Below are 26,194 nucleotides of genomic sequence, written 5' to 3' on the forward strand. Positions count from 1 at the left end.
CCGCGGGATCGAACCGCCCCGCGAGGCCCTCTGCTCCGGCAGGGGCCTCGCGTCGTCCAGGCGCGCACCTCGGCAGGGGGTGACGGATCCGTCCGGGCGAGCGCCTCGGCGGGGGTGACGCGAGGAGTCGACCGGCCTAGCATCGGAGGCAGCCACCGCGGACGCCCGCTGGACGTGCCTCCGCACCGCCCCGATCGAGGGAGAAGCGACATGAGCACCGACGAGATGATGAAGGCCATGCCGATGGCCGACGCCGCGACGATGGACACGACCGCGATGCAGGCCTGCATCGACGCGTGCTCCGCCTGTCTCCAGGCCTGCACGATGTGCTCGGACGCCATGGCGTCGATGGACGGCATGGGCCGGTGCGCGTCGATGTGCGCCACCTGCGCCGACGTGTGCCTCGCGATGATGCGCATGATGATGCGCCCGAAGAGCATGGACGCCGCCGTGCTGCGCCCGATGCTCGAGGCGTGCCTCGCGATGTGCCGCGCGTGCGCCGCCGAGTGCTCCTCCCACGCCGAGATGAGCGAGACCTGCCGTCTCTGCGCGATGGCGTGCGAGGACTGCGCGTCGGCGTGCGAGGCGATGCTCGCGTCGATGCCGGCCTGAGCGTCAGCCGCGGGCGACGCTGATCTGCAGTGCGCCCGAGGCCAGCACGCCGTAGCGCACGTGGAGCGACACCGGCGCGCCGACGGCGAGCGCCGCCTCCGCGTGGTGCCAGACGCGCTCGACGCCGCCCGACTCCCAGAGTTCGAGCGAGATCCAGCCGTCCCCGTCGACCGCGGTGACGAGCGCGTCGGCCCAGCCCCCCGGAGTGGCGCGCGCCAGACGCAGCTGCAGTGCGCCGAGCCCGTGGCCTGGCCCGGTCGTGCACGCACATCGCCCCGCGCTCGCAGGCGGTCTCGACCGTCGACTGCAGGCGGGTGCGGGGTGGCATGGCGCGTCCTCTCGGGGGAGCGGGTGGGTGCAGCCACGCTAGATCGCCGCGCGGCGGCCCGCATCCGGCCGCGTCACACGGCGCAACAGCGCGTCAGACGTCCTCCGAGAGCGAGCCGCTCGCGGTGCCGTCGAGGGCGAGGCGGAGGCGGGGCTGCAGCTTCGCGACGATGATCGCGTGCGACTCCTGCACCAGCTCGGCGGCGAGCCCAGGATCGACCCGGTCGAGGTCGACCGTCACCCAGTGGGTCTTGTTGAGGTGGTACCCCGGACCGACGCCGTCGGCGCCCGCGACCAGGTGCACGACGTTCTCGGGCAGCGCCTTCACGCTGATGCAGGCGCGGCCCTGCAGCTCCGACTCGAGGGCGAAGACCTTGCCGCCGACCTTCCAGACGCGGGTGCCAGGCCCGAACGGGAACCCCGGCTCGGCGCCGGGGAGGTCGGAGAGGAGCTGCTCGAGCGCGTCGGGATCCACGGAGCAAGTGTGCCGCGAGACGGGGCGTCGACGCATCCGGAGGCGTCGTGGAGGCGGCCGGTAGACTCGCCGGGTCGTCCGAGCAGCCAGTGGAGCGCCTCCGCTTTCGGTCGGCCGGAATCGGAAACCGACGCATGCCTGACTCCTCGGCGCCCTCCTCGTCCGCCGCTCCCTCCGCGCCGCGGTCCTCGGCGCTCGGCCGTGCGGCGGGCCGCTACGCGCAGGCGTTCGCCCTCCCCGGATCGCTCGCCTTCTCCTCCTCGGGCTGGTTCGGCCGGTTCCCCAAGGGCAGCCTCGCGATCGGCGTGCTGGTCCTCGTCACCGATGTCTCGGGCAGCTACGCGCTCGGCGGCGCGGTGTCGGGCACGCTGACCCTCTCGCTCGCCGCCGCGGGCCCGGTCTGGTCGCGGGTGATGGACCGCTGGGGCCAGCGCCGCGCGCTCGCCCTGTCGCTCCCGGTGCTGGTCGCCGCCTCGCTCGGACTCGTCGCCGCCGTGCTGCTCGGGGCGCCGGTGTGGACCTGGTTCGCGCTCGCGGTGCTCGCCGGACTCGCCGTCATCGACATCGGCTCGGCCGTGCGCTCGCGCTGGAGTGCGGCCACCTCGGACCCCGGCCTCCGCCACACCGCCTACTCGGTGGAGTCGGTGGCGGACGAAGCGGCGTTCGTCGTCGCTCCGCCGATCGTCACCCTGCTGGCCTCGCTCGTGCACCCGGCGGCAGGGGTGCTGGTCGGCCTCGGGATCGGCGTGATCGGCAGCACGGCGCTCCTCGCGCAGGTGCGCACGCAGCCGCCGCTCGCCGCGCGCACGCCGGAGAGCAGGGCGGCCGCCGTGCGCCTCCCGCTCGCGCTGGTCGGCGTCACCGCGGTGTTCGCGACGATCGGAGGGGTGTTCGGCTCGTTCAACGTCGCCGCCATCGCGACGGCCGAGGCCGCGGGCGCCGACGCCGCGTCGGGCCTGCTGCTGTCGGTCTACAGCATCGGCAGCGTGCTGACCGGAGTCGTCGTGGGCGCCGCGCGGCTGCCCGGCGGCCCGCTCTCGCGCTTCGTCGTCGCGGGCGTCGTGTTCGGCCTCGTCGTGCCGGTCCTCGTCTTCTCGGGCTCTCTGCCCGTCCTCGTGGCACTCGCCTTCGTCGCGGGCCTCGCGACGTCGCCGCTGCTCATCACCGGCTCCAGCCTGGTGGAGTCGATCTCACCCCGCGCCCGCCTCACCGAGGCCCTCGCCTGGCCGCCCACCGGCCTCGCCATCGGAGTCACCGCCGGCTCCTCCCTGAGCGGCCTCGCCGTCGAGTCCCTGGGCCCCCAGTCCGGCTTCGCCGTGACCGCGGCCTCCGCCGCCCTCGGCGCCCTCCTGACCCTGGCCACGTCCGCGACCCTGCGCCGCCGCTGACACCGCCCTCCGGCGGACGCGGGTCTCGATACGCCCTGCGGGGCTACTCGACCAGCAAGGGGACGGCATATCCGAGAAGCGGCCCCTCGCTCGTGCCGCAGGCACGGCCCCTCGACCGGCTCGTGCCCAGGCACGGCACCTCGACCGGCTCGTGCCGCAGGCACGGCCCCCGTCCGCTCGTGCCGCAGGCACGGCGCCCCTCCTCTCCAGGAGGGGGGACTGATCGGCGTCCGGTTGCGGTGATCGCAAGGCGGAGGAGGAAGTCGTAGCGGAGCTACGGCGCCCGACGACAACGCCGCGAGCACCGTGACCGGGCGCCGATCAGTCTGCGCCGAGGATGACTATGGAGGCGGTGGGGGGTAACGCGTCCTCGTGGTACCGCTCGATCTCGGGGATCGCGGCGGGGTCGGCCTGCTGGAGGAACGTGGTGAGGCGGTCGACCTCTTCGGTCTCGCCGATCGATTCGGCGGCGCGGCGGAGGGCGTAGAGGGCGAGGAGGAAGCCGCGGTTGGGGCCGTGGCGCCAGGGGATGGGGCCTTGGCCGCGCCAGCCGGCGCCGCGGAGCAGGTCGAGGCCGCGGTGGTAGCCGACGCGCGCGTAGGCGTAGGAGGGGAGGGCAGCGTCGATGCCCCACACACTGTCGGCGAGCAGCGCCCAGGCCAGCGGTGAGCGCGGGTGGGCCGCAGCGAGGGCGGCGAATTCGACGGCTCCCGGGGTCGCGTGCTTCGCGAGGGCCGCGGTGACCGCGGGGTCCTCGGGGAGGAGGGTCGGTTCGGGGCCCAGCAGGTTCTCGCCGTTCATGTGTCCAGGCTAACCCCGTCCCCTGTGCGGGGCCGGGGATCGCCTCTCCTATCTTGCACAGCGTTGTGCAACTTCGTACGATGGACCGGTGACCACCAGCAGAGCTCCCCGGCGGGACGCGACCGACAACCGCGCCGCGATCCTCCTCGCGGCGAGGACCCTCCTCCGCACCGACCCCGACGCCTCCCTCGAGGCGATCGCGGCCGAGGCCGGGGTGACCCGCCGCACCGTCTACGGCCACTTCTCGTCCCGGGAGCAGCTGCTGACCACCGTGTTCCAGGAGGGAGCGGCGCGCATCGCCGCCGCCCTCTCCCCCGTGCGGCACGAGGATGCGGCCTGCGAGCTCGCCCTGATCGGCGCGCGGATGTGGCACGAGGTCGAGGCGATCCGCCTCCCCGCTCGCGCCGCGCTCCGCTCGCCCTACGCCGAGATCGTCGCCGGGACGCTGGAGCCCGTGCGGGCCCAGCTGCGGGCGACCGCCGCCCGCGGGATCTCCTCCGGCCGCTTCCGTCCGGACGTCGACCCCGGACGCCTGGCCCGCCTGATCGAGGACGCCGCCATCGCCGTGCTCGACGAGGCGGCCGACTCCGGTCTCGGCGAGGCGCAGGCCGAGCGCCTCGTCATGGTCGACGTGCTCGCCATCGCGGGCTTCGGCTGGGCCGACGCCGACGCCCTCGCGACCCGGGTCCTCGCCGAGGGGCCGCGCGTGAGGATCGAGCTGCACGACGTCGCCAAGGACGGCGCGCTCCCACCCGTCTCGCTCTCGTTCTCGAGCGGATCCGCGACCCTCGCCCTCACCGAGACGGAACAGCGCCCCACGGTCCTCGGCCTGCTCGCGAGCGGCCGCATGCGCCCCGGCACCGGCCGGATCACCGTCGACGGCGCCGAGGACCCGAAGCGGATGCGCGCCGCCGTCGCGCTCGTCGACGCCCCCGCCGTCAGCGAGCCGGCCCCCGACGTCACGCTGGGCGGAGTCACCGCCGAGGAGCTCGTCTTCGCCGGCCGCCCCTCGCACCCCCGGGCCGTCGCCCGCGCCCTCGAGGGCCTGGGCGTCACCGCTCTGGCGCGTCGGCCGATGTCCGAGGTCCCCGCACTCGAGCGCGTCCGCGTGCTCGCCGAGCTGGCCCTGCTCCGCTCGGGGGTGCAGGCCCTCGTGATCGTGTCGCCCGACCGGCACGGCGGCGACCCGGCCGGCTGGTGGGCGCTCGCCAAGGAGCTCGCCGCCCGCGGCGTCGCCGTCCTCGTGATCGCCGGCACCGCCTCCGCGTCGGCGATCGCGGCGACGGATCTGCTGCGCACGCAGTTCGATCCGGTGCAGACGGCACCCGTCGCCCTCCGGACCCTCGAGGACGGCTTCGAGGAGGAGACGGTCGGCGCACTCGCCGCCGCCCTTCCGCACGCGTCCCAGGACGCCTTTCCGCTCCCCACCCCACCGATCGACCCCACCGCGGCCGACCCCGAACCTCTCGACGGAACCCGCTCATGAGAATCCGCATCCCCCAGATGATCCAGGCGGAGCTACGCCGCCTCACCGCCACTCCGATGGCCCGCCTCGCGCTGATCGCACTGATGCTCGTGCCGATCCTCTACGGCGGCCTCTACCTCTGGGCCAACCAGGACCCGTACGCGAAGCTCACCGACGTCCCGGTGGCCCTGGTCGTCGACGACACCGGCACGACGGCCGACGACGGCACCGTCACGAACACGGGCGACGAGGTCGCCGACCAGCTCCTCGAGGACCACGCGTTCGACTGGCACCGCGTCTCGTCCGCCGACGCCGCAGCGGGTGTGGACGACGGGACGTACGACTTCAGCGTCACCCTCCCCGCCGACTTCTCCGCCGCGCTGGCCTCGGCGGGGAGCGATGCGCCGCACCGCGCGAGCGTCGTCCTCACCACGAACGACGCCACGAGCTACCTCGCGAGCACGATCGGCGAGCAGGCGGCGAAGACCCTGCGCGCCTCCATCGTCGAGAAGGTGGACGAGGAGGCGGCCGCGCAGTTCCTGGTCGGCCTCGCGACGATCCGCGGCGACCTCACCACCGCGGTCGACGGAGGCACGCAGCTCGTCGACGGCGCCACGACCCTCTCGAGCGGCGCCGCGTCCGCGCAGGCCGGTGCCGGAACCCTGGCCGACGGAGCCGCGCAGCTCGCCGACGGAGCGTCCTCGCTCGCCGACGGCACCGCCTCCCTCGCGGGCGGGGTGCAGCAGCTGGCCGACGGCGGCACCGCGCTCGACTCCGGGCTGCAGCAGCTCCGCACCGCGACCGCCGACCTGCCGGCGCAGACCGCGACCCTCGCCGACGGCGCGGCGCAGGTGGCCGCCGGCGACGCCGCCCTCGCGACGCAGGTCGACGCCGTCGGGGCCGCCTCCCAGCAGGTCGCCGACAGCGTCCCGGTGGTCCGCGGCGACATCGAGGCGAGCCTCCAGGAGTCGGGGGTCGACCCCGCCCGGACCGCCGAGATCCTCGCGCTGCTCGACCCACTGGGCGACGACGCCCTGGCCGCGAACGCGCAGGCGCAGGGCCAGGTCGCCCTGATCGACCGGCTCGCGGGAGGAGCGCAGCAGGTCGCCACCGGCGCGCAGGCGCTCGCCGACGCGACGCCGACCCTCACCGCCGGCATCTCGACCGCCGCCGACGGATCGTCGCAGCTGGCGAGCGGAGCGGCGACCGCCGCGACCGGAGCGCGGTCCGCGGCCGACGGCGCCGCGACCGTCCGCGACGGCGCCGGCTCCCTCCGCGACGGATCGGCGACGCTCCGCGACGGGCTGGGAGATCTCACCACCGGCCTCGACGACCTCACCACGGGTGCCGCGACGCTCCGCGACGGCCTCGAGGACGGAGTCGTCGCGATCCCCGACCGCTCGGCCGAGCAGCAGGCGGCCCAGGCCTCGGCGATCGCCGATCCGGTCGAGGTCGACCGGAGCGAGGTCGCCTCGGCCGGGACCTACGGCGCCGGCCTCGCCCCGTTCTTCGCGAGCCTCGCCGGCTGGATCGGGATCTACGCGCTGTTCCTCATCGTGAAGCCGGTCTCGCGCCGCGCCATCACCGCCCTGCACTCGCCGATCCGGGTGACCCTCGCCGGCTGGCTGACCCCCGGACTGCTCGGGGTGGTCCAGATGGCCGGGCTGTTCGCGATCATCTCACTGGCGCTGGGCTTCGACGTCGCGTCGCCGGTCGGCGTCTACGGCGTGATGGCGCTCGCCTCGCTCACGTTCGCCGCGATGATCCTCGCGCTCAACGTCTGGCTCGGCAGCGTGGGGCAGTTCCTCGGCCTCGTGCTGATGGTGGTGCAGCTCGTGACCGCGGGCGGCACCTTCCCCTGGCAGACGCTGCCCGCTCCGCTCGCCGCCCTGCACCACGTGCTGCCGATGGGCTTCGCGACGGACGCCGTCCGGCAGCTGATGTACGGCGGCGACGGCGCAGCGGCGCTGCGCGACTCCCTCGTGCTGCTCTGCTGGCTCGCCGGTGGCCTCGCGCTCGCGATGATCGGAGTGGTCCGCATGACGCGGTTCCGCACCCTGCGCGACCTGCAGCCCTCGCTGATCGGCTGATGCGGGGCCTCCGCCCGCACCCTGCGGAGCGGAGGCCCCGCCGATAGCATCGGGGGATGGCAGCACATCGCGGCGAGGTCGAGGCCTGGCTCACGGACATGGACGGCGTGCTCGTGCACGAGAACAAGGCGCTCCCCGGCGCGCCCGAGCTGATCCAGGAGTGGACCGACGCGGGCGTCCCGTTCCTGGTGCTGACCAACAACTCGATCTTCACTCCGCGCGACCTGGCCGCGCGACTGCGCGCCTCGGGCCTGCACGTCCCGGAGGAGCGCATCTGGACGAGCGCGCTCGCCACCGCCGACTTCTGCGCCTCGCAGATGCCCGGCGGCAGCGCCTTCGTGATCGGCGAGGCCGGCATCACGACCGCGCTGCACGAGGCCGGCTTCATCATGACCGAGACCTCCCCCGACTACGTCGTCGTGGGCGAGACCCGCAACTACTCCTTCGAGGCGATCACCAAGGCGATCCGGCTGATCATCGGCGGCGCCCGCTTCATCGTCACGAACCCGGACGCCACGGGTCCGAGCTCCGAGGGCGTCATGCCCGCGACGGGGGCGATCGCCGCGCTGATCACGAAGGCGACCGGCAAGGACCCGTACGTGGTCGGCAAGCCGAACCCCATGATGTTCCGCTCGGCGATGAACAAGATCGGCGCGCACAGCGAGAACACCGGCATGATCGGCGACCGGATGGACACCGACATCGTCGCGGGCATCGAGGCCGGTCTGCACACGGTCCTCGTGATGACGGGCATCAGCGATGCGGCCGAGATCGAGCGCTACCCGTTCCGCCCCGATGAGGTGCTCAGCGGCGTCCACGAGCTGCTGTCGGGCGAGCCGCTCGAGTCGGAGTTCCCGCCGGACGTCGTGGTCTGATCCCGGGGTCGCGCTCAGAACCGGTCGCGCTCAGAACCGGACGTGCTGCAGCACCCAGGCGTGCATCGCGACCGCGGCGGCCGCCGACGCGTTGATCGAGCGCGTCGAGCCGAACTGCGAGATCTCGAGCACGGCCTCGGAGGCGGCGAGCGCCTCCTCCGACAGCCCCGGTCCCTCCTGCCCGAACAGCAGCACGCAGCGCTCGGGCAGGGCGAAGGTCTCGATCGGCACGCACCCGGGCACGTTGTCGATCGCGATGATCGGCAGGCCCTCCTCGCGCGCCCAGTCGACGAGACCGGCGACCGCCTCGTGGTGCTGGACGTGCTGGTAGCGGTCGGTCACCATCGCGCCGCGCTTGTTCCACCGCCGTCTGCCCACGATGTGCACGCCCCGCGCGCCGAATGCGTTGGCGCTGCGCACGATCGAGCCGATGTTCATGTCGTGCTGCCAGTTCTCGACGGCGACGTGGAACGGATGGCGGGTGCGGTCGAGCTCGGCGACGATCGCCTCCATCCGCCAGTAGCGGAAGCGGTCGACGACGTTGCGGGAATCGCCCTTCTCGAGCAGCTCCGGGTCGAGGCGCTCGTCCTGCGGACGCTCGCCGATCCACGGCCCCACGCCGTTCGTCGTGGCCTCGACGGAGGCGGCCGGGCCGGCCTCGCGCGGCGTCTCGTTCTCGTCCACGATCGGCAACCCTACAAGCAGGACACGCTTCGGTGACGAGCGCGCGGGGCGCCTTCCGCCACCTCGCCGCGCGGCTCGATACTGGCGCGGGGGCACGACGAGACGGCTCCCGCGAGGAGACCACGATGATCCGCTTCCACCCGGCCCTGCGCGCCACCGCCGTCGCCGGCGCCGTCCTGCTCGCCGTCGCGGGCTGCACTCCGAGCGCACCCGAGCCCACCGCGTCGGGGACCGCACCCGCGCCGTCCACTCCCGCGACGACCCCGACGAGCAGTGCGACGAGCGCTCCCTCGAGCACTCCGACGGCGAGCGGTGCCGCTCCCACCGCTCCGCCGGCCCTGACCGACCTCGTGCTCGACGTCGACGGTCTGCACACCCCCGACGGCGCGGGCTCGCTGATCCAGGGCGAGCCCGTGCCGGCCGATGCCGGAGGCGCCGCCGTCGCGATCGTCGATCCGGACTTCTGCGAGCAGGTCTGGGCGGAGAACGGAGTCGAGCCGATCGGCTCCCCCGCTCGCTGGCTCGCGAACTACCCGCGCGATCCCGCGTCCGAGGCGCTCGGCGGCGCTCCGTTCTGGCCCCTCGTGGACGGGGAGTCCGGTCCCCTGCTCAGCCTGGTCATCGGCAGTCCGTCGATCACCACCGATGAGGGCGTCGGCATCGGCTCGCCCCGCTCCGCCGTCGAGGAGGCGTACGGCGGCACGGCGATCGAGACCCGCTCCGACTCGCCGGACTACGTGGACGCGTACACGCTCGTCGGCGATCGCTCGAGCGTGACCTTCGAGGTGCTGAAGTCGACCGATCTGGTCGTCTTCGCCCACGTGGACGCTCTGACCGAGGAGCCCCTCGTGCTCTACGCGAGCGACGGGGGGCCCTACAGCTGCGGGCTCGTCTGAGCCTCAGCCGGCGGGGGTGCCGGTGAGCGCGCCGATCAGCTCGCCGCCGCCCGCGCGGTCGACGAAGCAGAAGTAGCGCCGCTCGCCGGCGTCCCACTGCTCCTGGGTGACCGGGAAGGACGCCGAGACCTGGACGTCGCCGTACGCCTCGGCGCCGAGCACGTCGACGACTCCGGTGGCCTGGCAGAGCGAGGCGACCGAGAGCGCGAGCGCGTCCTGGCCGGGGAACGCCTCCTCGGTCAGCTGAGCGGTCGCGACCATCTCGCCGGTGTGCGCGGTGGCGCAGTCGACGACGGTGAACTCCTCGGCCCAGACGGAGTCGAAGGGCTGCAGGCACTCGCCGCCGAGCAGGTCGCTCCACGCGTAGGTGCCGGCGGGCAGCGGTCCGACGGTCGGCAGCTCGGCCGTGGGCTCCGCGGTCGGTGCGGCGCTCGCCTGCTCCGAGGGAGTCGTGGCGGCCGGAGCGGGTGCCGAGGCATCGGAGTCGTTCCCCGCCGCGATCCGGTAGCCCACGACCGCGAGCGCGGCGAGCAGCACGACGACGCCGAGCGCGATCAGCCCGATCAGGAGTCGACGACGGCTCCTGGTGCGGTCGGGGGAGGGCGCGGCGAGCGCGGTGATGCTGGGCGGCTCGGTGGCCGAGCCGACGGACGCGGCGCTGTCGGACCGAGGAGCCGTGGCGGCGGGCGGTGCCGTCCTCCCTCGCGGGGTCCGCGGGGTCTTCTCGCGAGGCGTCCTCGGGGTCTTCTCGCGAGGCGTGCGCGGCGTCTTCTCGCGCGGCTCCTTGGCGGGCCGGCTGCGAGGAGTCCTCTCCCGCGCGGCGGGCGCGTTGACGTGAGCCGCGGCGGGCGTGGTGGAGAACGGCTTCCCGTCGTCCGCGGTCCCGGCGGTCGTGGGCGTCGGCGGGGCGTCCGGGTCGGAGGTCTCTCCGGCGTCCGCGCCGTCTCCGCTCGCCTCGGTGCCGGGCTCGGTGGGCTCGAGGTTCCAGGCGAAGGCGGTGCCGCGCCAGAGCTCCTCGTCGCCGCCGTCGTCGTCCGGGTCCTCCTGCGGAGCGACGACGTCCTCCCACACCGGAGGCTCGTCCCACCCGCCGCGGGGGTCCGGCCAGTGGTAGACGGTGCCGCTCGGAGCGGTGTCGCGCTGCGACGGCGGTGTCGCGCCCTCGGGACGGTCGCCGCGCGGCTCGCGGTGCTCGGGCTCGACGCGGAGCGCGGGCGGCGCGGTCGGCAGATCGCGCGGCGGCTCGGCGACCGGCAGCACCGGACGGGAAGCGGAGGCGCGCTCCTCCGCCGGGTCGCGGCGGGCGGCGTCGAAGCGGGGCTGCGGGCGCTCGCGCTCGGGGGCCACGGGAGGGACGGGCGCGGGTGCCGGTGCGCTCTCCGGCTGCTGCACCTGCTCGGGCTCCGGTGAGCGCTCGGGCTCCGGAGCGGGTGAGCGCTCAGGAGCGGGTGAGCGCTCAGGCTCGGGTGCGTGCTCGGGCTCCGATTCGTGCTCGAGCTCGGCCTCGCGCTGGTGCTCCGGCTCGTCGCCGGCTTCCGGCTCAGGGCGGCTCTCGTGCTCGGGGGCCGGCGCAGGCTCGGGCGCGCTCAGCGACCCGACGGAGCTGTCCGGCTCGGCCGCCTGCTCGGCCACGGGGTGGATCTCGGGGTCCTGCTCGGGCGCGGTCTCCCGCACCTCCTCCGCGGGCTCGGGCTGCTGGGCCGACTGCAGCGGGGCGGTCGGCTCGAGGACGACCACGGGCTCCGGCGGAGCCGACGCCTCCGCCGCGGCGGGCGGCGGCACCTGCGCGGTCGTCTCCGCAGGGGGCTTCTCCGCGTCGTCCGCGGGCGAGGACTCGGCGCGCTCCGCGGGCTCGGCCGCGTCCTCGCGCTCCGCCGCGTCGGACTCCTCGGGGAGGGCCGCCTCGTCAGGCATCCCGGTCGGCTCGTCCTCGGAGTCCCGAGCCGGCGCGGGAGTCGTCCCGGTCGACTCCGGAGCGGCCTGCCGCGGCGCCTCGAAGATGCTCTTCAGACGCCCGCCGCTGAGCTGCTGCAGCAGCCACTCGCTGCCGCCGGCCTGTCGCTCCTGCTCCCTCGGACGCTCCTCGCCCCCGGAGTCGCCGCGGCGCGTGCGGTCCCCCTCGTCGACCATCAGCTCAGTCCGAGGTCGGCCAGCCCGATCGCCGCGAAGTACGGGTAGCCCGCGTCCTCGATGATCTCCCGGGCACCGGTGGCGCGGTCCACGACGACCGCGACTCCGGCGATCTCGGCGCCGACCTTCAGCAGCGCCTCGATCGCCTTCAGCGGGGAGCCGCCGGTGGTGGAGGTGTCCTCGACGACCACCACGCGCTTGCCCTCGAGATCCGGGCCCTCGACCTGACGGCCGCGTCCGTGGTCCTTCGGCTCCTTGCGCACGACGAACGCGTCGTAGGCGAGACCGCGGGCGGCGCCCTGGTGCAGGATCGCCGAGGCGATGGGGTCGGCGCCCATCGTCAGTCCGCCGACGGCGTCGACGCGCTCGATCGGCGCGATGAGGTCGAGCATGACCTGCCCGATCAGGGGAGCGACGCGGTGGTCGAGGCTGACGCGGCGCAGGTCGACGTAGTAGCTCGCCTTCTTGCCGCTCGTCAGGGTGAAGTCCCCGTGGAAGACGGCGTCGGAGCCGATGTACTCGATGAGCTGCTGGCGTGCGTCGTTCACAGGGCCACTCTACGGTGCGGTCTCGGCGCCTCCGGGCAGGCCCGCGGGCGAGATCGCAGCGGTCTGCTCCTCGCTCCCTCCGCGGAACTGCGTCATGTAGAGCTCGTAGTAGGCGCCCCGACGGCGCAGCAGCTCGTCGTGCGCGCCCTGCTCGACGATGCGCCCCGCCTCCATCACGAGGATCGTGTCGGCGTCGCGGATCGTCGAGAGGCGGTGGGCGATGACGAAGGACGTGCGGTCGGTGCGCAGCGCGGCCATGGCGTGCTGCACCAGGAGCTCGGTCCGGGTGTCGACGGAGGACGTGGCCTCGTCGAGGATCAGCAGCGAGGGATTGGCGAGGAACGCGCGGGCGATCGTGATCAGCTGGCGCTCACCCGCCGACACGCTCCCTCCGTCGGCGTCGAGGACGGTGTCGTAGCCGTCGGGCAGCTGCTGCACGAAGCGGTCGACCATGGTGGCGCGCGCCGCGTCGGCGATCTCGTCGTCGGTCGCGTCGAGTCGGCCGTAGCGGATGTTCTCGCGGATGGTGCCCTGGAAGAGCCAGGCGTCCTGGAGCACCATGCCCACCCGCGAGCGGAGGTCGCCGCGGGCGAGGCGGGTGATGTCGACTCCGTCGAGCAGGATGCGGCCGCCGGTGAGCTCGTAGAAGCGCATCACGAGATTCACGAGGGTCGTCTTGCCCGCGCCGGTCGGGCCGACGATCGCGACGGTCTGGCCCGGCTGCGCCGAGAACGAGAGGCCCTCGATGAGCGGCTGCTCCGGGTCGTACGAGAACGAGACGTCCTGGAACTCGACGTGGCCGTCGGTCCGCTCGGGCAGCGAGTCGGTGATCGTCTCGGGGTCCTGCTCGTCGGCGTCGAGCAGCTCGAAGGTGCGCTCGGCCGAGGCGACGCCCGACTGCAGCATGTTGGCCATGCTCGCGAGCTGCGTGACGGGCTGGGTGAACTCGCGGGAGTACTGGATGAAGGCGGTGGCGTCTCCGAGGGTGAGCTGGCCCGAGGCCACGCGCAGCCCGCCGACGACGGCGATCAGGACGTAGGAGAGGTACGAGACGAAGGTCATCGCGGGCATGATCATGCCCGAGACGAACTGGGCGCCGAACGAGGCGCTGTAGAGGTCGTCGTTGCGACGGTCGAACTCCTCGAGCATCTCGCGGTCGCGACCGAAGGCGCGCACGATCTCGAGGCCCGAGAACGACTCCTCGATGTGGCCGTTCAGCGCGCCGGTGTTCTTCCACTGGGCGGCGAACAGCTTCTGCGAGCGGGCGCCGATGACCCCGGCGATGATGCCCGACAGCGGCAGCGAGATCAGCGCGATCAGCGCGAGCTGCCACGAGACGATGAACATCATCGCGGCGATGCCGATGATCGTCAGCACCGACTGGACGAGCTGCGAGAACGCCTGCTGCAGGGCGGTCTGGATGTTGTCGACGTCGTTCGTGACGCGCGACATCACGTCGCCGCGCTGCCGGGTGTCGAAGTAGCGCAGCGGCAGGCGGTTGAGCTTGGCCTCGATGTCCTGGCGCAGGCCGTAGACGACGCGCATCACGAGCCCGTTGAGGAGGAAGCCCTGCGCCCACATGAGGACGGAGGCGACCACGTACATCAGCAGCACGATGATGATGAGCCGGCCGAGCACGACGAAGTCGATGCCCTGCCCGGGCACGATGTCGGTCTTGGAGAGCATGTCGGCGAAGGTGCCGTTGCCCGAGGCCCGCTGCTGCTCGATGATCTGCTCGAGCGGCACTCCTGCGGGCAGCTGCGAGCCGATCACGCCGTTGAAGATCGTGTCCATCGCCTGGCCGAGGATCTTCGGCGCGATGACGGTGAGGACGACCGACGCCGAGACCAGGGCGACGACCACGATCATCCGGGCCTTCTCTGGGCCGAGGAGGCTGAACAGCCGCTTGGCCGAGGGCCAGAAGTGCTGGGCCTTGCGGGCGGGCGGGCCGTCGCCGAACATGCCGCCGTCGGCCTCGCCGGGCTCGAACTCGGGGGCGAGCGACTCCGGCTCGGTCGGCTGCTCCTGCGCGGTGTCGCGGACGCGTGCCATCTCAGGCCACCCCTTCGGTGCTCAGCTGCGATTCGACGATCTCGCGGTAGGTCGCGTTCGTCTCGAGGAGGTCGTCGTGGGTGCCCTTGCCGACGACGCGGCCGGCGTCGAGGACCACGATCTGGTCGGCGTGGCGGATGGTGGAGACGCGCTGGGCGACGATGATCACCGTCGCGTCGGTGGTCGCCGCCGCGAGCGACTCGCGCAGCCTCGCGTCGGTCGCCACATCGAGCGCCGAGAAGGAGTCGTCGAAGAGGTAGACGCGGGGACGGGCCACGAGCGCCCGCGCGATGCACAGGCGCTGGCGCTGGCCGCCGGACACGTTCGTGCCGCCCTGCGACACCGGCTCGTCGAGCCCGTGCTCCTTGCCGCGGACGAAGTCCTCGCCCTGGGCGATGCGCAGCGCCTCCCACAGCTCGGCGTCGGTGGCGTCGGGGCGGCCGAAGCGGAGGTTCGAGGCGATCGTGCCCGAGAAGAGGTAGGGGCGCTGCGGGACGAGGCCGATGACCTCGGCGAGCTGGGCGCGGTCGAGCGACGAGACGGGCACGCTGTCGATCGTCACCGACCCCTCCTGCGGGTCGAACAGGCGGGGCACGAGACCGAGCAGCGTCGTCTTGCCGGCGCCGGTGGAGCCGACGATCGCGGTCGTGCGGCCGGGCTCGGCGACGAGGTCGACTCCCGAGAGCACGGGGCGCTCGGCGCCGGGGTAGCCGAAGACGACGTCGCGGAACTCGACGCGGCCGAGGGTCGGCGTGACCGCTCCCCCTCGGGGTTCGTGAGGCTCGTGCGGGTGCCGAGCACCTCGTCGATGCGCTCGGCGCAGACGACGGCCCTCGGGATCATCATCACCATGAAGACGCCCATCATCACCGCGGTGAGGATCTGGAGCAGGTACTGGAGGAACGCCGTCAGCGAGCCGATCTGCATCTGACCCGCATCCACGCGCTGCCCGCCGAACCAGAGGACGGCGGCCGTGGCGAGGTGCAGGATCATCATGATCGCCGGGAACATCAGCACGAAGATGTTGCCGACCTTGATCGACACCTCGGTGATCGCGGCGTTCGCGCGGCGGTAGCGCTCGGACTCGAAGGGCTCGCGCACGAAGGCTCGGACCACGCGGATGCCCGTGATCTGCTCGCGCAGCACGCCGTTGATGCCGTCGATGCGGTCCTGCATGAGGCGGAACAGCGGCAGCAGGAGGAAGACGAGCACGCCGACCACGACGAACAGCACCGGCACCGAGACCCAGACCAGCCACGAGAGGCCCACGTCCTCGCGGAGGGCGAAGACGATGCCTCCGATGCACATGATCGGCGTCGACACCATGAAGTTGAGGGTCATCAGGACCAGCATCTGGACCTGCTGCACGTCGTTCGTGCCGCGGGTGATGAGGGTGGCGGTGCCGAAGCGGCCGACCTCGAGCCCGCTCAGCGAGTCGACGCGGCGGTAGACGTCGCGGCGCAGGTCGCGGCCGACGGCCATGGCGGTGCGGGCGCCGAAGTACACGCCCCCGATCGCGGTGACGACCTGCACGAGGCAGACGACGAGCATGGTCATGCCCGTGGCCCAGATGAAGTCGGTGTCGCCGGTGCCGATGCCCTGGTCGATGATCTCGGCGTTGAGGCTCGGCAGGTAGAGCGCCGCGAGGGTCGAGATCAGCTGCAGCACCACGACCGCGACGATCCACCGGGAGTAGGGCTTCGCGTAGGACGACGCGAGTCGGAGCAGGATCACGGGGTTCCTCGAGACGGCTGGAGCGGGCGGGAGCGGGGACGGCCGCGGGAACGGCTCGGGCGGATCGACGGCGGATCCGCCGGAACGGCCGCCTGGTCGGAGTCGGGCGGGGAGGCGGGCCGCGGGCGGCGGCGCGGGGACGACGCGGGGCGCCGATCGGGACGGCGCAAGACAACCATCGACCACCGACACCGGTTCCGCAATCCGCCGGACGGATGACCGGAGCGCGGGGGACGGCCGCCGTCCGCACCGTGCTGTCGGCGGCGGCTCCTACACTTCGAGGATGCGCATCGCCACGTGGAACGTGAACTCCATCCGGGCCCGCACGGGCCGCGTCGTCGACTGGCTGGTCCGCGAGGACGTCGACGTCCTCGCCATGCAGGAGCTCAAGTGCAAGCCCGAGCAGTTCCCGCACGAGGCCTTCGCCGAGGCGGGGTACCACGTCGAGATGGCGGGGATCAGCCAGTGGAACGGCGTCGGCATCGCCTCGCGCCTGCCGATGGAGGACGTGCGGATCGGCTTCCCCGGCATGCCCGGCTTCGCCAAGGCCCCCGCCGAGGACGGCACCCTCCCCCTCGAGGCGCGGGCGATCGGCGCGACCGTCGACGGCGTGCGCGTCTGGAGCCTCTACGTGCCCAACGGCCGCGCGGTCGGCGACCCGCACTACTTCTACAAGCTCGAGTGGTTCGCCGCGCTCGAGGCGAGCACCCGCGAGTGGCTCGCCGCCGAACCCGACCTGCCGCTGGCGCTGATGGGCGACTGGAACGTCGCTCCGCTCGACAGCGACGTCGGCGACCCGACGCTGGGCCCCGGATCCACGCACGTCTCGCCGCCGGAGCGCGAGGCCTTCGCCGCCTTCAAGGCCGCCGGGCTGCACGACGTCGTGCGCCCGCTCGTCCCCGAGGGCTACACCTACTGGGACTACAAGCAGCTGCGCTTCCCGCGCAACGAGGGGCTCCGGATCGACTTCGTGCTCGGCTCGCACGCGTTCGGCGAGCTCGTCACGGGCGCCTCGATCCACCGCGACGAGCGCAAGGGCGACGCCCCGAGCGATCACGTCCCCGTGGTGGTCGACCTCGATCTCGAGACGACCCTCGACGACGACCGCCCGATGATCTTCTGACCGTGGCCTCCTCGAAGAAGAAGCGGGCGCGCGCGGCCGCGAGCGGCTCGTCCTCCGCCCGTCCGGCCGCATCCCGGACACCGGCCGCGCGGCCGGCACCGCGCCCGGGTCCGGCCGGTCGCGCGCACGACGAGCTGCGGACGGACGCCTACCGCACCGTCCGGGAGGTGGTCGCGGCCGGGCGGCCGCTGCGCCGCCGCTGGGACCTCGTGCTCTCGATCCTCGGCTGCCTCGCGCTGGGCCTGGTGGCGATCGTCCTCGGCTACCTCGCCGCCGTGCTCTCGGTGTTCCCCGCGCAGTGCGAGGGGCAGAACATCGCGTGCGACTACGACCGCATCGACTGGGGCGTCTCGCTCGCCCTCCTCGGTCCGCCGATCCTGACGCTGATCGCCGTGGCCGTGACGGTCGTGCGCTACCTCGTCGGACGCCGGGCCTGGTGGGTCCCGCTCGTCGGCCTCGCCCTGTGCTTCGGCGCGGCGCTGCTCGCCTCGTGGCTGGTCACCAGCTCGATCCCGGGATCGGCGCTGGTCTGACGCGAGGGCTGCCTCCGCGCCGGGATGCGGGGCGGTAGCGGGTCTGGAGACGCCCCTGCGGGGCTGCTCGACCAGCAGGCTGACCGTCCGGCCGCAGAGGGCGCGACCGGTCAGCCGACGCAGCTCGGGTCGTCCTGGAGCGTGACCTCGGTCGAGTTGATCATCGGGGTGACGCGGACGGCCTGCTCGCCGTACTCGCCCGCCTGGGCCGCCGTGAAGGTGACCGTGGCGGTGTCGGACTCGCCGGGCGAGAGCTGCACCGCGATCTTCGAGACCGGTCGCCCGAGGTCGTCCGTCGTCTGCACGACGGTGCCGAGCCCGGAGGCCCAGGTCGCGCCGGTCACGCTCGTGCCGGGAGGGCCGTAGACGTAGACGTTGGTCACGAAGTCGCCGAGCGGGAACCTGTTGCCGCCGTTCGCCGCGACGTAGGGCGGCAGGGTGCGCGCCACCTTCTCGGTGATCGTGTTGGTCAGCGTGACCTGCGTGGTGAAGGTCGCTCCGGAGGCGGCGCAGCGGTTCGCGCTCGCCTGCGTCACCGCCGTGTCGAGGTAGTAGTCCATCTTCGAGCCGATCGACGCGTCCTGGAAGAAGACGCCGGTGGTGGTCGTGTCGGTGTTCGCGGTGGGCAGGATGCCCGCGATGGGCGTCGGAGCGAGGAGGGCCTGCTCGTCGGGGTCGGTGCTGTACGCGAGGATGCGGCTCTCGCCGACCGCCTTGACGATCGCCGGCAGCATGCGCGTCGGCTCCATCTCGCCGCCGAGGATCTTCCCGAGGATCGTGGCGCTCGCCTCCGAGAAGAACTCGTCGGTCTGCTCGCCGACCGTCTCGGCCGGGTAGCGGAAGTAGATCTTGTTCAGGAGCGTCGAGACGGTGTTCTCGCTCGTCAGCTCCGTGCCGTCGGTGAGCACCACCGGGCCGGTCGAGTCGAGCAGGTACGAGAGCGCGACCGGGTCGATCGCCAGCACTCCGTCGATCTTCTGGTCGGGGAACTTCTGGGCCCAGAACTGCGTCGCGATGGACGACGCGGTCGGGAAGTCGGGCCGGCTCGTCGACACGTTGAAGGTCGTGGCGAGGTTGCCGCCGAAGGTGTCGAGCGCGCTCTGATCGACGTCCACCGACTCCAGCCCGCGGAAGTCCTGGCTGGACTGCTGCTCCGTGATCGAGATCGCTCCGCCGTCGGCCTGCAGCAGCATGACCGAGGAGGCGCCGCCTCCGAGAGCCTGCGCCTCGGCGAGGTTCTGGAACATGACGAGGTAGTTGCGGGGCCCGTTCGCCCCGAGCGCGTCGGGCAGGATCGCCGTGATCGGCTGCACCTGGTCCATCGCCTTCGTGGCGGTCTCGAGCTGCGGAGCGAAGGCGTCGAGGGCCGAGGCGACCTGCGGCACGAGGGCGCCGCGGTCGATCGCCTCGACGCGCGCCTGCGACTCGTCGACGACCTGCTTCGCGACGTCGATCTTGGCCGACAGGTCGGTGATCGCGGCGATGTCGACACGGCCGTCGACCGGCTTCAGCACGTCGAGCGAGGTGCCCGAGAGCGGAGTGACGATCTTGCCCGACACGTCGTCGGCGATCTCGGTCGCGGCGCGGACTGCAGAGAGGTTGGGCCCGAGGATCGGCACGATCTCCATCACGCGCCACACGCCGTCGTCGGTCTCGTCGCGCGCCTCGCCGGTGAGGGTCGCGATCTGACCCGCCGTCGCCTCGGCTCCCGCGGTGTCGAATCCGGTGAGCTGGTCGGCGACCTGCGAGACGAGCGGGATGGCGGAGGTGAGCTTGGCGCGGACCGTCATCGCCTTGTCGTACGTCTGGACGGCCAGGAGCACCGCGACGATCGCGCCGATCACGAGGACCAGCAGGATGCTCAGCGTGATCCAGAGGCCGCGGCGACGGCGGCGGGGCTGTCCGGAGGCGCGGCGAGAGGAGGTCGTCGTGGTGCTCATTCGAGAGAGCCTAGGCGACGGCCACCGCGACGGGTCGGGCTGGGCGCGTTCGCGTCAACCCAGGAGGAGGGACACGGCGATGAGCACGGGAACGGCCGCGACAGTGCTCACCAGGGCCGTGTCCCGCGCCACGGCGACTCCGCGGTCGTAGCGCGTCGCGAAGTTGAAGATGTTCTGCGCGGTGGGGAGCGCGGCGGTCACGGTGACCGCGAAGAGGTGCTCGGCGTCGAGCTGGAAGACGAAGCGCCCCAGACTCCACGCCACCGCCGGCATCACGAGCGACTTCAGCGTCGACGCGACGACGACCTCGATCCGCGCGGGACCCGCCTCCAGCGGCCGCTGCCCGCGCAGCGACATGCCGAAGGCCATGAGGACCAGCGGGATCGACGCGTTGCCGATGATCGAGAACGGCTCGAGCACGGGGGCCGGCACATCGACCCCCGTGACGGCGACGAGCAGGCCGAGCCCGGACGCGATGATCATGGGGTTCCGCAGCGGCTGGGTCAGGATCGCGCCGACCGAGGTGCGCCCGCTCGTCGAGATGTCGAGCACGGTGAGGATCGTCGGCGCGAGCAGGAGCAGCTGCAGCAACAGGGTCGGAGCCACCCACTGCGGGTCGCCCAGGACGTAGATGGCCACGGGCAGCCCGATGTTGTTGGCGTTGACGTAGGAGGAGGACGCCGTGCCGATCACGGTCTCGGGCAGCGGCCGGCGGAAGAAGAGGCGCGAAGCGAGCACGTAGACCGCCGCCACGAGCAGCACCGTGCAGAGCGACACCAGGAGGAAGGAGGAGAAGAGCACCGTGACGTCGGCCCTCGAGAGCACCGTGAACAGCAGAGCGGGGGTCGTCACGAAGAAGGCGATGCGGGAGAGGACCAGGCGGCCCTCGGGAGGCACCAGGCCGAAGCGGGCGATCAGGTAGCCGACGGCGATGATCACGCCGATGATCGCGAATCCGGTGAGCACTCCCTCCACGGCGTCCTCCGTCCCTCGGGCGAGCGGGCGGCTCGCAGGCGTCCCTCCAGCCTAGGGTCGGGTGCCGTTGCACCCCGACGGGGCCGGGCCTACGGTGGCCGCATGCCGCATCTCGACGTCCCCGGCGCGAGCCTCCACTGGGAGGCGGACGGCCACGCCTCCTCCCCCGCGCTGCTGCTGGTGCACGCCGGCATCGCCGATCTGAGGATGTGGGACCCGATCGTCCCGGCCCTGGCCGAGGACCATCTCGTCGTGCGCCTGGACTCCCGCGGCTTCGGCGGCACCACGACGGACGACGTCGACTTCGACGAGCGGGCCGACCTCCTCGCGGTGCTCGAGCACCTGGGCGTGGAGCGCGCCGCCGTCATCGGCTGCTCGCGGGGCGGATCCGCAGCGCTCGACCTCGCGATCGCCCATCCCGACCGGGTGAGTGCGCTCGTCGCGATCTGCCCGGGTGTCGGCGGCTTCCCGTATCCGGAGCTGACCGCGCGGGAGGACGCCCTCTTCGACGAGATCGACGCCCTGCTGACGCGCGGCGACCACGAGCTGGTCGCCCGGCGGGAAGCGGAGCTGTGGGCCTTCGGGCCGGAGCGCTCCGCGGACTCGCTCGATGCGTCCTTCGTCGAGGCCGTGCGGGAGCTCGCGCGCGGCCGCGCGGGCCACGAGCACGAGAAGCCCCGGCCGATCCCGCTCGAGCCGCCCGCCTACGACCGGGTGGTCGATCTGGCGCTGCCGGCGCTGATCGTGGTGGGCGCGCACGACCTCTCGGAGTCGTTCCCCGTGCACGAGTACCTCGCCGAGACGATCCCCGGCGCCGACTCCTGCGTCTTCGACGAGGCGGCGCACCTGCCCAGCGTCGAGCGGCCGGAGGAGTTCCTCGCGGTCCTGCGGCCGTGGCTCGCCGCTCACGGGGTGTGAGCGCCGCGCGACGCGGCGGGTCGGGCGGCGCTCGCCCTCAGGGCCCGGTGAACACGATCCCGCGTGCTCAGCTCGGCTCGACCGCACGATCGGGCCGAGCTCGAGCGCTCATCCGCCCCTAGGCGACCGCCGCCAGATCGAACGCCCAGTCGGCCCAGAGGCTCGGCGGATCGCCCTTCTCGACGATGTCGACGCGGTCGAAGCCGACCTCGACGCAGATCGCGCTGTCCTCCGCGTCGTCCGTGCGCACGAACGCGTGCACGAAGCGGGGCAGCGGGAACGCCGCGGCCTCGTCGAGCAGCAGGCGCACAGAGCGCGCGGCCACGCCGCGTCCCTCGCCTCGGGAGCGAGGCTCCAGGCCGTCTCGTACGCGACGATGCCGCGAGAGTGGCCGTACCAATAGCCGATGGAGCCGACGCAGTCGCCGTCGAGCTCGATCGCGTAGAAGAAGGCGGTGCCCTCGGCCCAACCGCGCAGGTAGCGGTCGTGCAGGGTTCCGTCCTCGTCGTGCCCACGACCCGTGTCGGACTCCGCGCGGGTGACGCGGAGTGCGGCGGTGCCCGCCTGCGGCCAGGGCAGCAGGCGGAGGGTCGAGGAGTGCTGATCGATGCTGACTGTGCTGTGGTCGCTTCCGGGTTCGGGTCCCGTCACGCGCTCCGATCCTCTCTCTCAGGATGGCTCGTCGGCCGTGCTCCTCCGCCAGGTGTTCGGAGTGGCCGGTCGATCGGATGGGCCGCACTCGGGATGCGGCCGCGATGTCCGCACCATCCTGACCCCCTGACCGGGGCCACGGTGGGTCGTGGAGGAATCTAGCCCCGGACGGGGGGTCCAACCTGCGAGAGCCCTGGTGGAGTGCTGATCGGACACGTGGAGAAGTCCCCGGGATCCTGCGCCGACGACGTCCGGAACCGCTCCTGAGCGCCGTTGCCGCCCCCGCGGCGCAGACGTGCGCGGCGAGCGCCGACGTCGCCGCTCCGCTCCGCTCCCACGCAAGAAAAGCGCGCGCACGCGGCCCTACGCTCGGAGTCGGGTCGCATCCGACCCGTTCCACCGAGGATTCGAAGCGTGAGGAGGATCACCATGTCGCAGTTCGTGCAGAGCACAGTCGTCGGAGAGCCGGAGGTCCTCGAGGACCGCGTCGAGTCCTCCTCCGCCTGGCTCGACCTCAAGGCCGCGGTCGGCGACCTGCAGCCTCTGCAGACGTCCGACGGCTCCCTCGCCGACCCGGCGATGCTGCTCGAGGCGCGCACCGCGCTCGAGCGGATCGTCGCCGCCGTCCGCGCCCTGGCCCCGCGCTTCCCGCACGACGCCGCGTACCTCGACGCGCTCGTCGTCGACCTGGAGCGGTGGAGCGCCGACGGGCTCGGCGTCCCCGACTTCCTCGACTCGCTGCAGGCCTTCCAGCCGCAGCTCGACCGGATCGACGGGCTGCGCCACCTCGTCGTCTTCCCGATGCTCACCCAGAACGGCAGCCGCGACCGGCACGTCGAGGCCGTGCTGGTCGAGGTGGTCTGGCCGCGCTTCGTCGCCGAGCTCGAGGCGGGCGAGTACTCGAACGCGCTCTTCGTGCCGGTCCGCTTCGTCGACTTCACCGCCGGCTACGACACCGACAGCGCGGTGCTCTTCCCCGAGACCGTGGCGATGCGCGCGATCCCGACCTTCACCTGGGGAGCGATCTTCGCCGACCGCGAGGCCGCCCGCTTCCGCCGCGTCGTGAGCAGCGCCGCCGAGGTCACGCGCCTCGACCTGCCCGAGGACGCACGCCGCCTGATCGCCCATCAGCACCTCGCGGAGGAGGCCTTCGTGATGTGGGACCTCATCCACGACCGCACGCACATGCGCGGCGACCTGCCCTTCGACCCCTTCATGATCAAGCAGCGCATGCCCTTCTTCCTCTACTCGCTCGAGGAGCTGCGCTGCGATCTGACGGCGTTCCGCGAATCGGTCGCGATCGAGCGCCGTCTCGCCGCGGCCGAGCACCGCGACGAGGACGAGGAGCGCCTGTCCGGGCGAGCGCGCTCGGTGCAGTACGCGATCCTGTTCGACCGCCTCTTCCGCTTCCCGCTCACCGGCTCGCGCGTGCGCAACTACGACGGTCTGGGCGGCCAGCTGCTGTTCGCCTGGCTGCACCGGCACGGGGTGCTGCACTGGACGGACACGCGCCTCGCCTTCGAGTGGGACGGCGTCGCCGACGTGGTCGTCGCCCTGTCGGACGCGATCGACGACCTGTACTGGCGCTCGATCGACCGCCCGAAGACCGCGCACTGGCTGGCCGCGCACGCCCTGATCGCGTCGGTGCTCACCCGCATCCCGCGTCGGCCTGGGCCCGCGGACTGCCTGACGAGGTGCTGCTCGGGCCGCCCCGCGGCCTCACCGACGCGGTGCTGGACGACGAGTTCCCGCTGTCGATGTTCTACGAGGCCCTCGAGAAGAAGATGCGCGACGTGATCGCGTCGACGAAGGGGATCACGGGGCGCGACTGAGCCGGCGGCGGGGGCGGGCGACTGCGGATCCGCCTCCGCCGCGGCCCGGTCGCGTACCGTGGACGTCATGTCCCGAGGTGCCGACGCCGTCGCCGCCGCCGATCCCTTCGACGCCGGCTGGACGAGGCGACCCCCCACGCGGCCGCAGTACATCCGCGACGCCGTCGCCGCCGGGATCCTCCTGCTCGCGACCGTGATCTCGGTGCTGCTGTACACCTCGGCCGGGTTCCCCGCCGCGGCGCACCCCGTCGTGAGCGCCCACTGGGCCGTCGCGCTGACCCTGCCGCTGGCGCTGCGGCGGAGGTACCCGGCCACCGTCGCGATCGTCCTCGCGGTGGTCTACACGCTCGGTCTCGTGCTCCAGGTGCCGGAGTCGCTCTTCAACCAGATCTGCCTGTTCCTCGCGATCTACACGGTCGGCGCGTGGAGCCGCGACCGCCGTACCGCCCTCGCAGTGCGCCTGGTGATCGCGATCGCCATGCTCGGATGGCTGGTGACCTCCCTGATCACGGGCGAGTGGCTCGACCGGGCGCTGCCCGCCACCGAGTCCGTCGGACCGCTCTCGCCCTACGTCGCCGAATCGGCGCTGGTCCTGCTGGTCAACCTGCTCTACTTCGGCAGCGCCTTCGTCTTCGGTGAGGCGTCGTGGCAGTCGGCGCGCCGGCTCGAGGCGCTCGAGGCGCGCACAGCCGAGCTGGACGACGAGCGCGAGCGCTCCTCGCGCCAGGCGGTCACCTCGGAGCGCCTGCGCATCGCCCGCGAGCTGCACGACGTCGTGGCGCACCACGTCAGCGTCATGGGGGTGCAGGCGGGAGCAGCGCGCCGCGTCCTCGCCCGCGACCCCGAGAAGGCCGCGCGCTCGCTCAGCGCGATCGAGAGCGACGCCCGCTCGGCGATCGACGAGCTGCACCGGATCCTCGTCGCACTCCGCGCCGAGGAGTCGCCCGCGGCCGGGCCCCTCGACACCGTCCCGACCGACTCCGCCTCCACCCGCGGCGTCGCGCAGCTCGAGGAGCTCGTCGGCGCCTCCGCCGGCTCGGGGCTCCCGACGGCGTTCCGCACGATCGGCTTCCCGCGCGAGATCCCCGCGACGGTGGGCCTCAGCCTCTACCGCATCGCGCAGGAGTCGCTCACGAACGTCCGCAAGCACGCGGGCCCCGGCGCACGGGCCGAGCTGCGCCTGCGCTACCTGCCCGACGCGGTCGAGCTCGAGGTCGCCGACGACGGCGGGACGGGTCCGCACCCGACCGCACCCGCCTCCTGCGGCCTGGGGCAGACCGGCATGCGCGAGCGCGCCGCGGCCGTGGGCGGGCGGATCGAGATGGGCCGGCGCGGAGAGGGCTACCTCGTGCACGTGCACGTCCCGCTGGCGCCGGTGGTCGGCCCGCAGCCGCTCCCGGACCCGGTAGCGTCGACCGGGGCGTCGCGGGGGCGCCTCGACGCAGCGAGCGGGGGCCGCGCATGACCGACGACATCCGCGTCCTCCTGGTGGACGACCAGGAGCTGGTGCGCGCGGGGTTCCGCATCATCCTGGAGTCCGAGCCGGGCATCGTCATCGTGGGCGAGGCCCGGACCGGCTCCGAGGCGATCGCGCGGGCGACCGAACTGTGCCCCGACGTGATCTGCATGGACGTGCAGATGCCGGGCATGGACGGGCTCGCCGCGACCCGCGAGATCGTGAAGGACCCGCGGCTGTGCTCGAGCGTCCTGATCCTGACGACCTTCGACCGCGACGACTACCTCTTCGACGCGCTGTCGGCCGGAGCGAGCGGCTTCCTGCTCAAGAACGCCTCGCCCGAGGACCTGGTCGACGCCGTGCAGGTCGTGGCCCGCGGCGACGCGATGCTCGCCCCGGACGTCACCCGCCGTGTGATCGAGCGCTTCGCCGCGGACCCCGCCCGGAGCCCCCGGGAGCACCCGGGCGTCGCCGAGCTCACCGATCGCGAGCGCGAGGTGCTGGTGTACCTCGCGCGGGGCTGGTCGAACGCCGAGATCGCCGCCCAGCTGTTCGTGGGCGAGGCCACGGTGAAGACCCACGTGTCGAAGATCCTGATGAAGCTGCGGGTGCGGGACCGGATCCAGGCGGTCGTGTTCGCCTACGAGCACGGGATCGCGGTGCCCGGGCGGTCCTGACCTCGTCGGCGC

At 72.9% G+C, this 26,194-nt stretch carries 20 protein-coding genes and 2 pseudogenes; 12 read left to right on the forward strand and 10 right to left on the reverse strand.

Features of this window, described 5'->3' with window-relative positions; all coding sequences use genetic code 11:
* Positions 1-210: 210 nt before the first annotated feature.
* Complete coding sequence (locus tag AC0CID_RS12360) at positions 211-612, forward strand: four-helix bundle copper-binding protein (protein WP_465227036.1); 402 nt, start codon at positions 211-213, stop codon at positions 610-612.
* A gap of 421 nt (positions 613-1,033) precedes the next feature.
* Here the strand turns inward: AC0CID_RS12360 and AC0CID_RS12365 are convergent, their stop codons facing one another.
* A complete protein-coding gene (locus AC0CID_RS12365) occupies positions 1,034-1,414 on the reverse strand; it encodes an MmcQ/YjbR family DNA-binding protein (RefSeq protein ID WP_465227037.1) in 381 nt (126 codons plus the stop codon).
* 134 nt (positions 1,415-1,548) lie between these two features.
* Here AC0CID_RS12365 and AC0CID_RS12370 point away from each other — a divergent pair, with 134 nt between their 5' ends.
* Positions 1,549-2,802, forward strand: a complete 1,254-nt coding sequence (locus AC0CID_RS12370) for an MFS transporter (protein WP_465227038.1) — start codon at positions 1,549-1,551, stop codon at positions 2,800-2,802.
* Positions 2,803-3,123: 321 nt separating this feature from the next.
* On the opposite strand, the gene AC0CID_RS12375 is transcribed toward AC0CID_RS12370, so the two are convergent.
* Complete coding sequence (locus tag AC0CID_RS12375) at positions 3,124-3,603, reverse strand: DUF3151 domain-containing protein (protein WP_207403374.1); 480 nt, start codon at positions 3,601-3,603, stop codon at positions 3,124-3,126.
* Between the two features lie 88 nt (positions 3,604-3,691).
* Here AC0CID_RS12375 and AC0CID_RS12380 point away from each other — a divergent pair, with 88 nt between their 5' ends.
* From AC0CID_RS12380 to AC0CID_RS12390, 3 genes are read left to right on the forward strand one after another with little or no spacing between them, the layout of a single operon-like run.
* Positions 3,692-5,089 carry a TetR/AcrR family transcriptional regulator gene (locus AC0CID_RS12380; protein WP_465227039.1) on the forward strand — a complete coding sequence of 466 codons (1,398 nt, stop codon included), beginning with the start codon at positions 3,692-3,694 and terminating at the stop codon, positions 5,087-5,089.
* 2 nt (positions 5,090-5,091) lie between these two features.
* Complete coding sequence (locus tag AC0CID_RS12385) at positions 5,092-7,158, forward strand: YhgE/Pip family protein (protein ID WP_465228096.1); 2,067 nt, start codon at positions 5,092-5,094, stop codon at positions 7,156-7,158.
* 56 nt (positions 7,159-7,214) lie between these two features.
* Entirely contained in the window at positions 7,215-8,033 is an 819-nt protein-coding gene (locus tag AC0CID_RS12390) for an HAD-IIA family hydrolase (protein WP_077224455.1), read from the forward strand.
* Between the two features lie 30 nt (positions 8,034-8,063).
* On the opposite strand, the gene AC0CID_RS12395 is transcribed toward AC0CID_RS12390, so the two are convergent.
* Entirely contained in the window at positions 8,064-8,717 is a 654-nt protein-coding gene (locus AC0CID_RS12395) for a TrmH family RNA methyltransferase (protein WP_465227040.1), read from the reverse strand.
* A gap of 125 nt (positions 8,718-8,842) precedes the next feature.
* Here AC0CID_RS12395 and AC0CID_RS12400 point away from each other — a divergent pair, with 125 nt between their 5' ends.
* A complete protein-coding gene (locus tag AC0CID_RS12400; RefSeq protein WP_465227041.1) occupies positions 8,843-9,613 on the forward strand; it encodes a hypothetical protein in 771 nt (256 codons plus the stop codon).
* A 3-nt stretch (positions 9,614-9,616) separates the two neighbouring features.
* Here AC0CID_RS12400 and AC0CID_RS12405 read toward each other — a convergent pair whose 3' ends face one another.
* The 4 genes and pseudogenes from AC0CID_RS12405 to AC0CID_RS12420 all read right to left on the reverse strand — a co-directional run bounded on the left by AC0CID_RS12405 (position 9,617) and on the right by AC0CID_RS12420 (position 16,074).
* Entirely contained in the window at positions 9,617-11,743 is a 2,127-nt protein-coding gene (locus AC0CID_RS12405; RefSeq protein ID WP_465227042.1) for a septum formation family protein, read from the reverse strand.
* Complete coding sequence (gene pyrE / locus AC0CID_RS12410) at positions 11,743-12,291, reverse strand: orotate phosphoribosyltransferase (protein WP_055794176.1); 549 nt, start codon at positions 12,289-12,291, stop codon at positions 11,743-11,745. Before pyrE ends, AC0CID_RS12405 begins: the two co-directional genes overlap by 1 nt.
* Before the next feature lie 9 nt (positions 12,292-12,300).
* Positions 12,301-14,343, reverse strand: coding sequence for an ABC transporter ATP-binding protein (locus AC0CID_RS12415; protein WP_465227043.1), 2,043 nt, complete (start codon positions 14,341-14,343; stop codon positions 12,301-12,303).
* Between the two features lies 1 nt (position 14,344).
* Positions 14,345-16,074: pseudogene (locus tag AC0CID_RS12420) on the reverse strand (ABC transporter ATP-binding protein).
* Between the two features lie 286 nt (positions 16,075-16,360).
* Here AC0CID_RS12420 and AC0CID_RS12425 point away from each other — a divergent pair.
* Together AC0CID_RS12425 and AC0CID_RS12430 are read left to right on the forward strand one after the other, a co-directional pair.
* Positions 16,361-17,200: an exodeoxyribonuclease III gene (locus AC0CID_RS12425; protein WP_465227044.1), complete on the forward strand. Its 840-nt coding sequence runs from the start codon at positions 16,361-16,363 to the stop codon at positions 17,198-17,200.
* A gap of 2 nt (positions 17,201-17,202) precedes the next feature.
* Positions 17,203-17,733 carry a hypothetical protein gene (locus tag AC0CID_RS12430; RefSeq protein WP_207403365.1) on the forward strand — a complete coding sequence of 177 codons (531 nt, stop codon included), beginning with the start codon at positions 17,203-17,205 and terminating at the stop codon, positions 17,731-17,733.
* A gap of 110 nt (positions 17,734-17,843) precedes the next feature.
* Here the strand turns inward: AC0CID_RS12430 and AC0CID_RS12435 are convergent, their stop codons facing one another.
* Both AC0CID_RS12435 and AC0CID_RS12440 read right to left on the reverse strand, forming a co-directional pair.
* Positions 17,844-19,673 (reverse strand): DUF4012 domain-containing protein, encoded by a 1,830-nt coding sequence (locus AC0CID_RS12435; RefSeq protein WP_465227045.1) that lies wholly within the window; start codon positions 19,671-19,673, stop codon positions 17,844-17,846.
* 54 nt (positions 19,674-19,727) lie between these two features.
* Positions 19,728-20,648: an AEC family transporter gene (locus AC0CID_RS12440; protein ID WP_465227046.1), complete on the reverse strand. Its 921-nt coding sequence runs from the start codon at positions 20,646-20,648 to the stop codon at positions 19,728-19,730.
* A 102-nt stretch (positions 20,649-20,750) separates the two neighbouring features.
* Between AC0CID_RS12440 and AC0CID_RS12445 the strand changes: the two genes are divergently transcribed.
* On the forward strand, positions 20,751-21,566 hold the full coding sequence (locus tag AC0CID_RS12445; protein WP_465227047.1) for an alpha/beta fold hydrolase: 816 nt from the start codon (positions 20,751-20,753) through the stop codon (positions 21,564-21,566).
* Between the two features lie 118 nt (positions 21,567-21,684).
* Here AC0CID_RS12445 and AC0CID_RS12450 read toward each other — a convergent pair whose 3' ends face one another.
* On the reverse strand, positions 21,685-21,891 hold the full coding sequence (locus AC0CID_RS12450; RefSeq protein ID WP_465227048.1) for a hypothetical protein: 207 nt from the start codon (positions 21,889-21,891) through the stop codon (positions 21,685-21,687).
* A 755-nt stretch (positions 21,892-22,646) separates the two neighbouring features.
* On the opposite strand from AC0CID_RS12450, the pseudogene AC0CID_RS12455 reads away from it, so the two are divergent.
* From AC0CID_RS12455 to AC0CID_RS12465, 3 genes and pseudogenes are all read left to right on the forward strand, one after another.
* Positions 22,647-24,049: pseudogene (locus AC0CID_RS12455) on the forward strand (DUF6421 family protein).
* Positions 24,050-24,116: 67 nt separating this feature from the next.
* Positions 24,117-25,514, forward strand: a complete 1,398-nt coding sequence (locus tag AC0CID_RS12460) for a sensor histidine kinase (RefSeq protein ID WP_465227049.1) — start codon at positions 24,117-24,119, stop codon at positions 25,512-25,514.
* On the forward strand, positions 25,511-26,182 hold the full coding sequence (locus AC0CID_RS12465; RefSeq protein ID WP_207403359.1) for a response regulator: 672 nt from the start codon (positions 25,511-25,513) through the stop codon (positions 26,180-26,182). The genes AC0CID_RS12460 and AC0CID_RS12465 overlap by 4 nt, the downstream gene beginning before the upstream one ends.
* The last annotated feature ends 12 nt before the right edge of the window (positions 26,183-26,194 follow it).

The organism is Rathayibacter sp. AC451 (genome assembly GCF_979253095.1).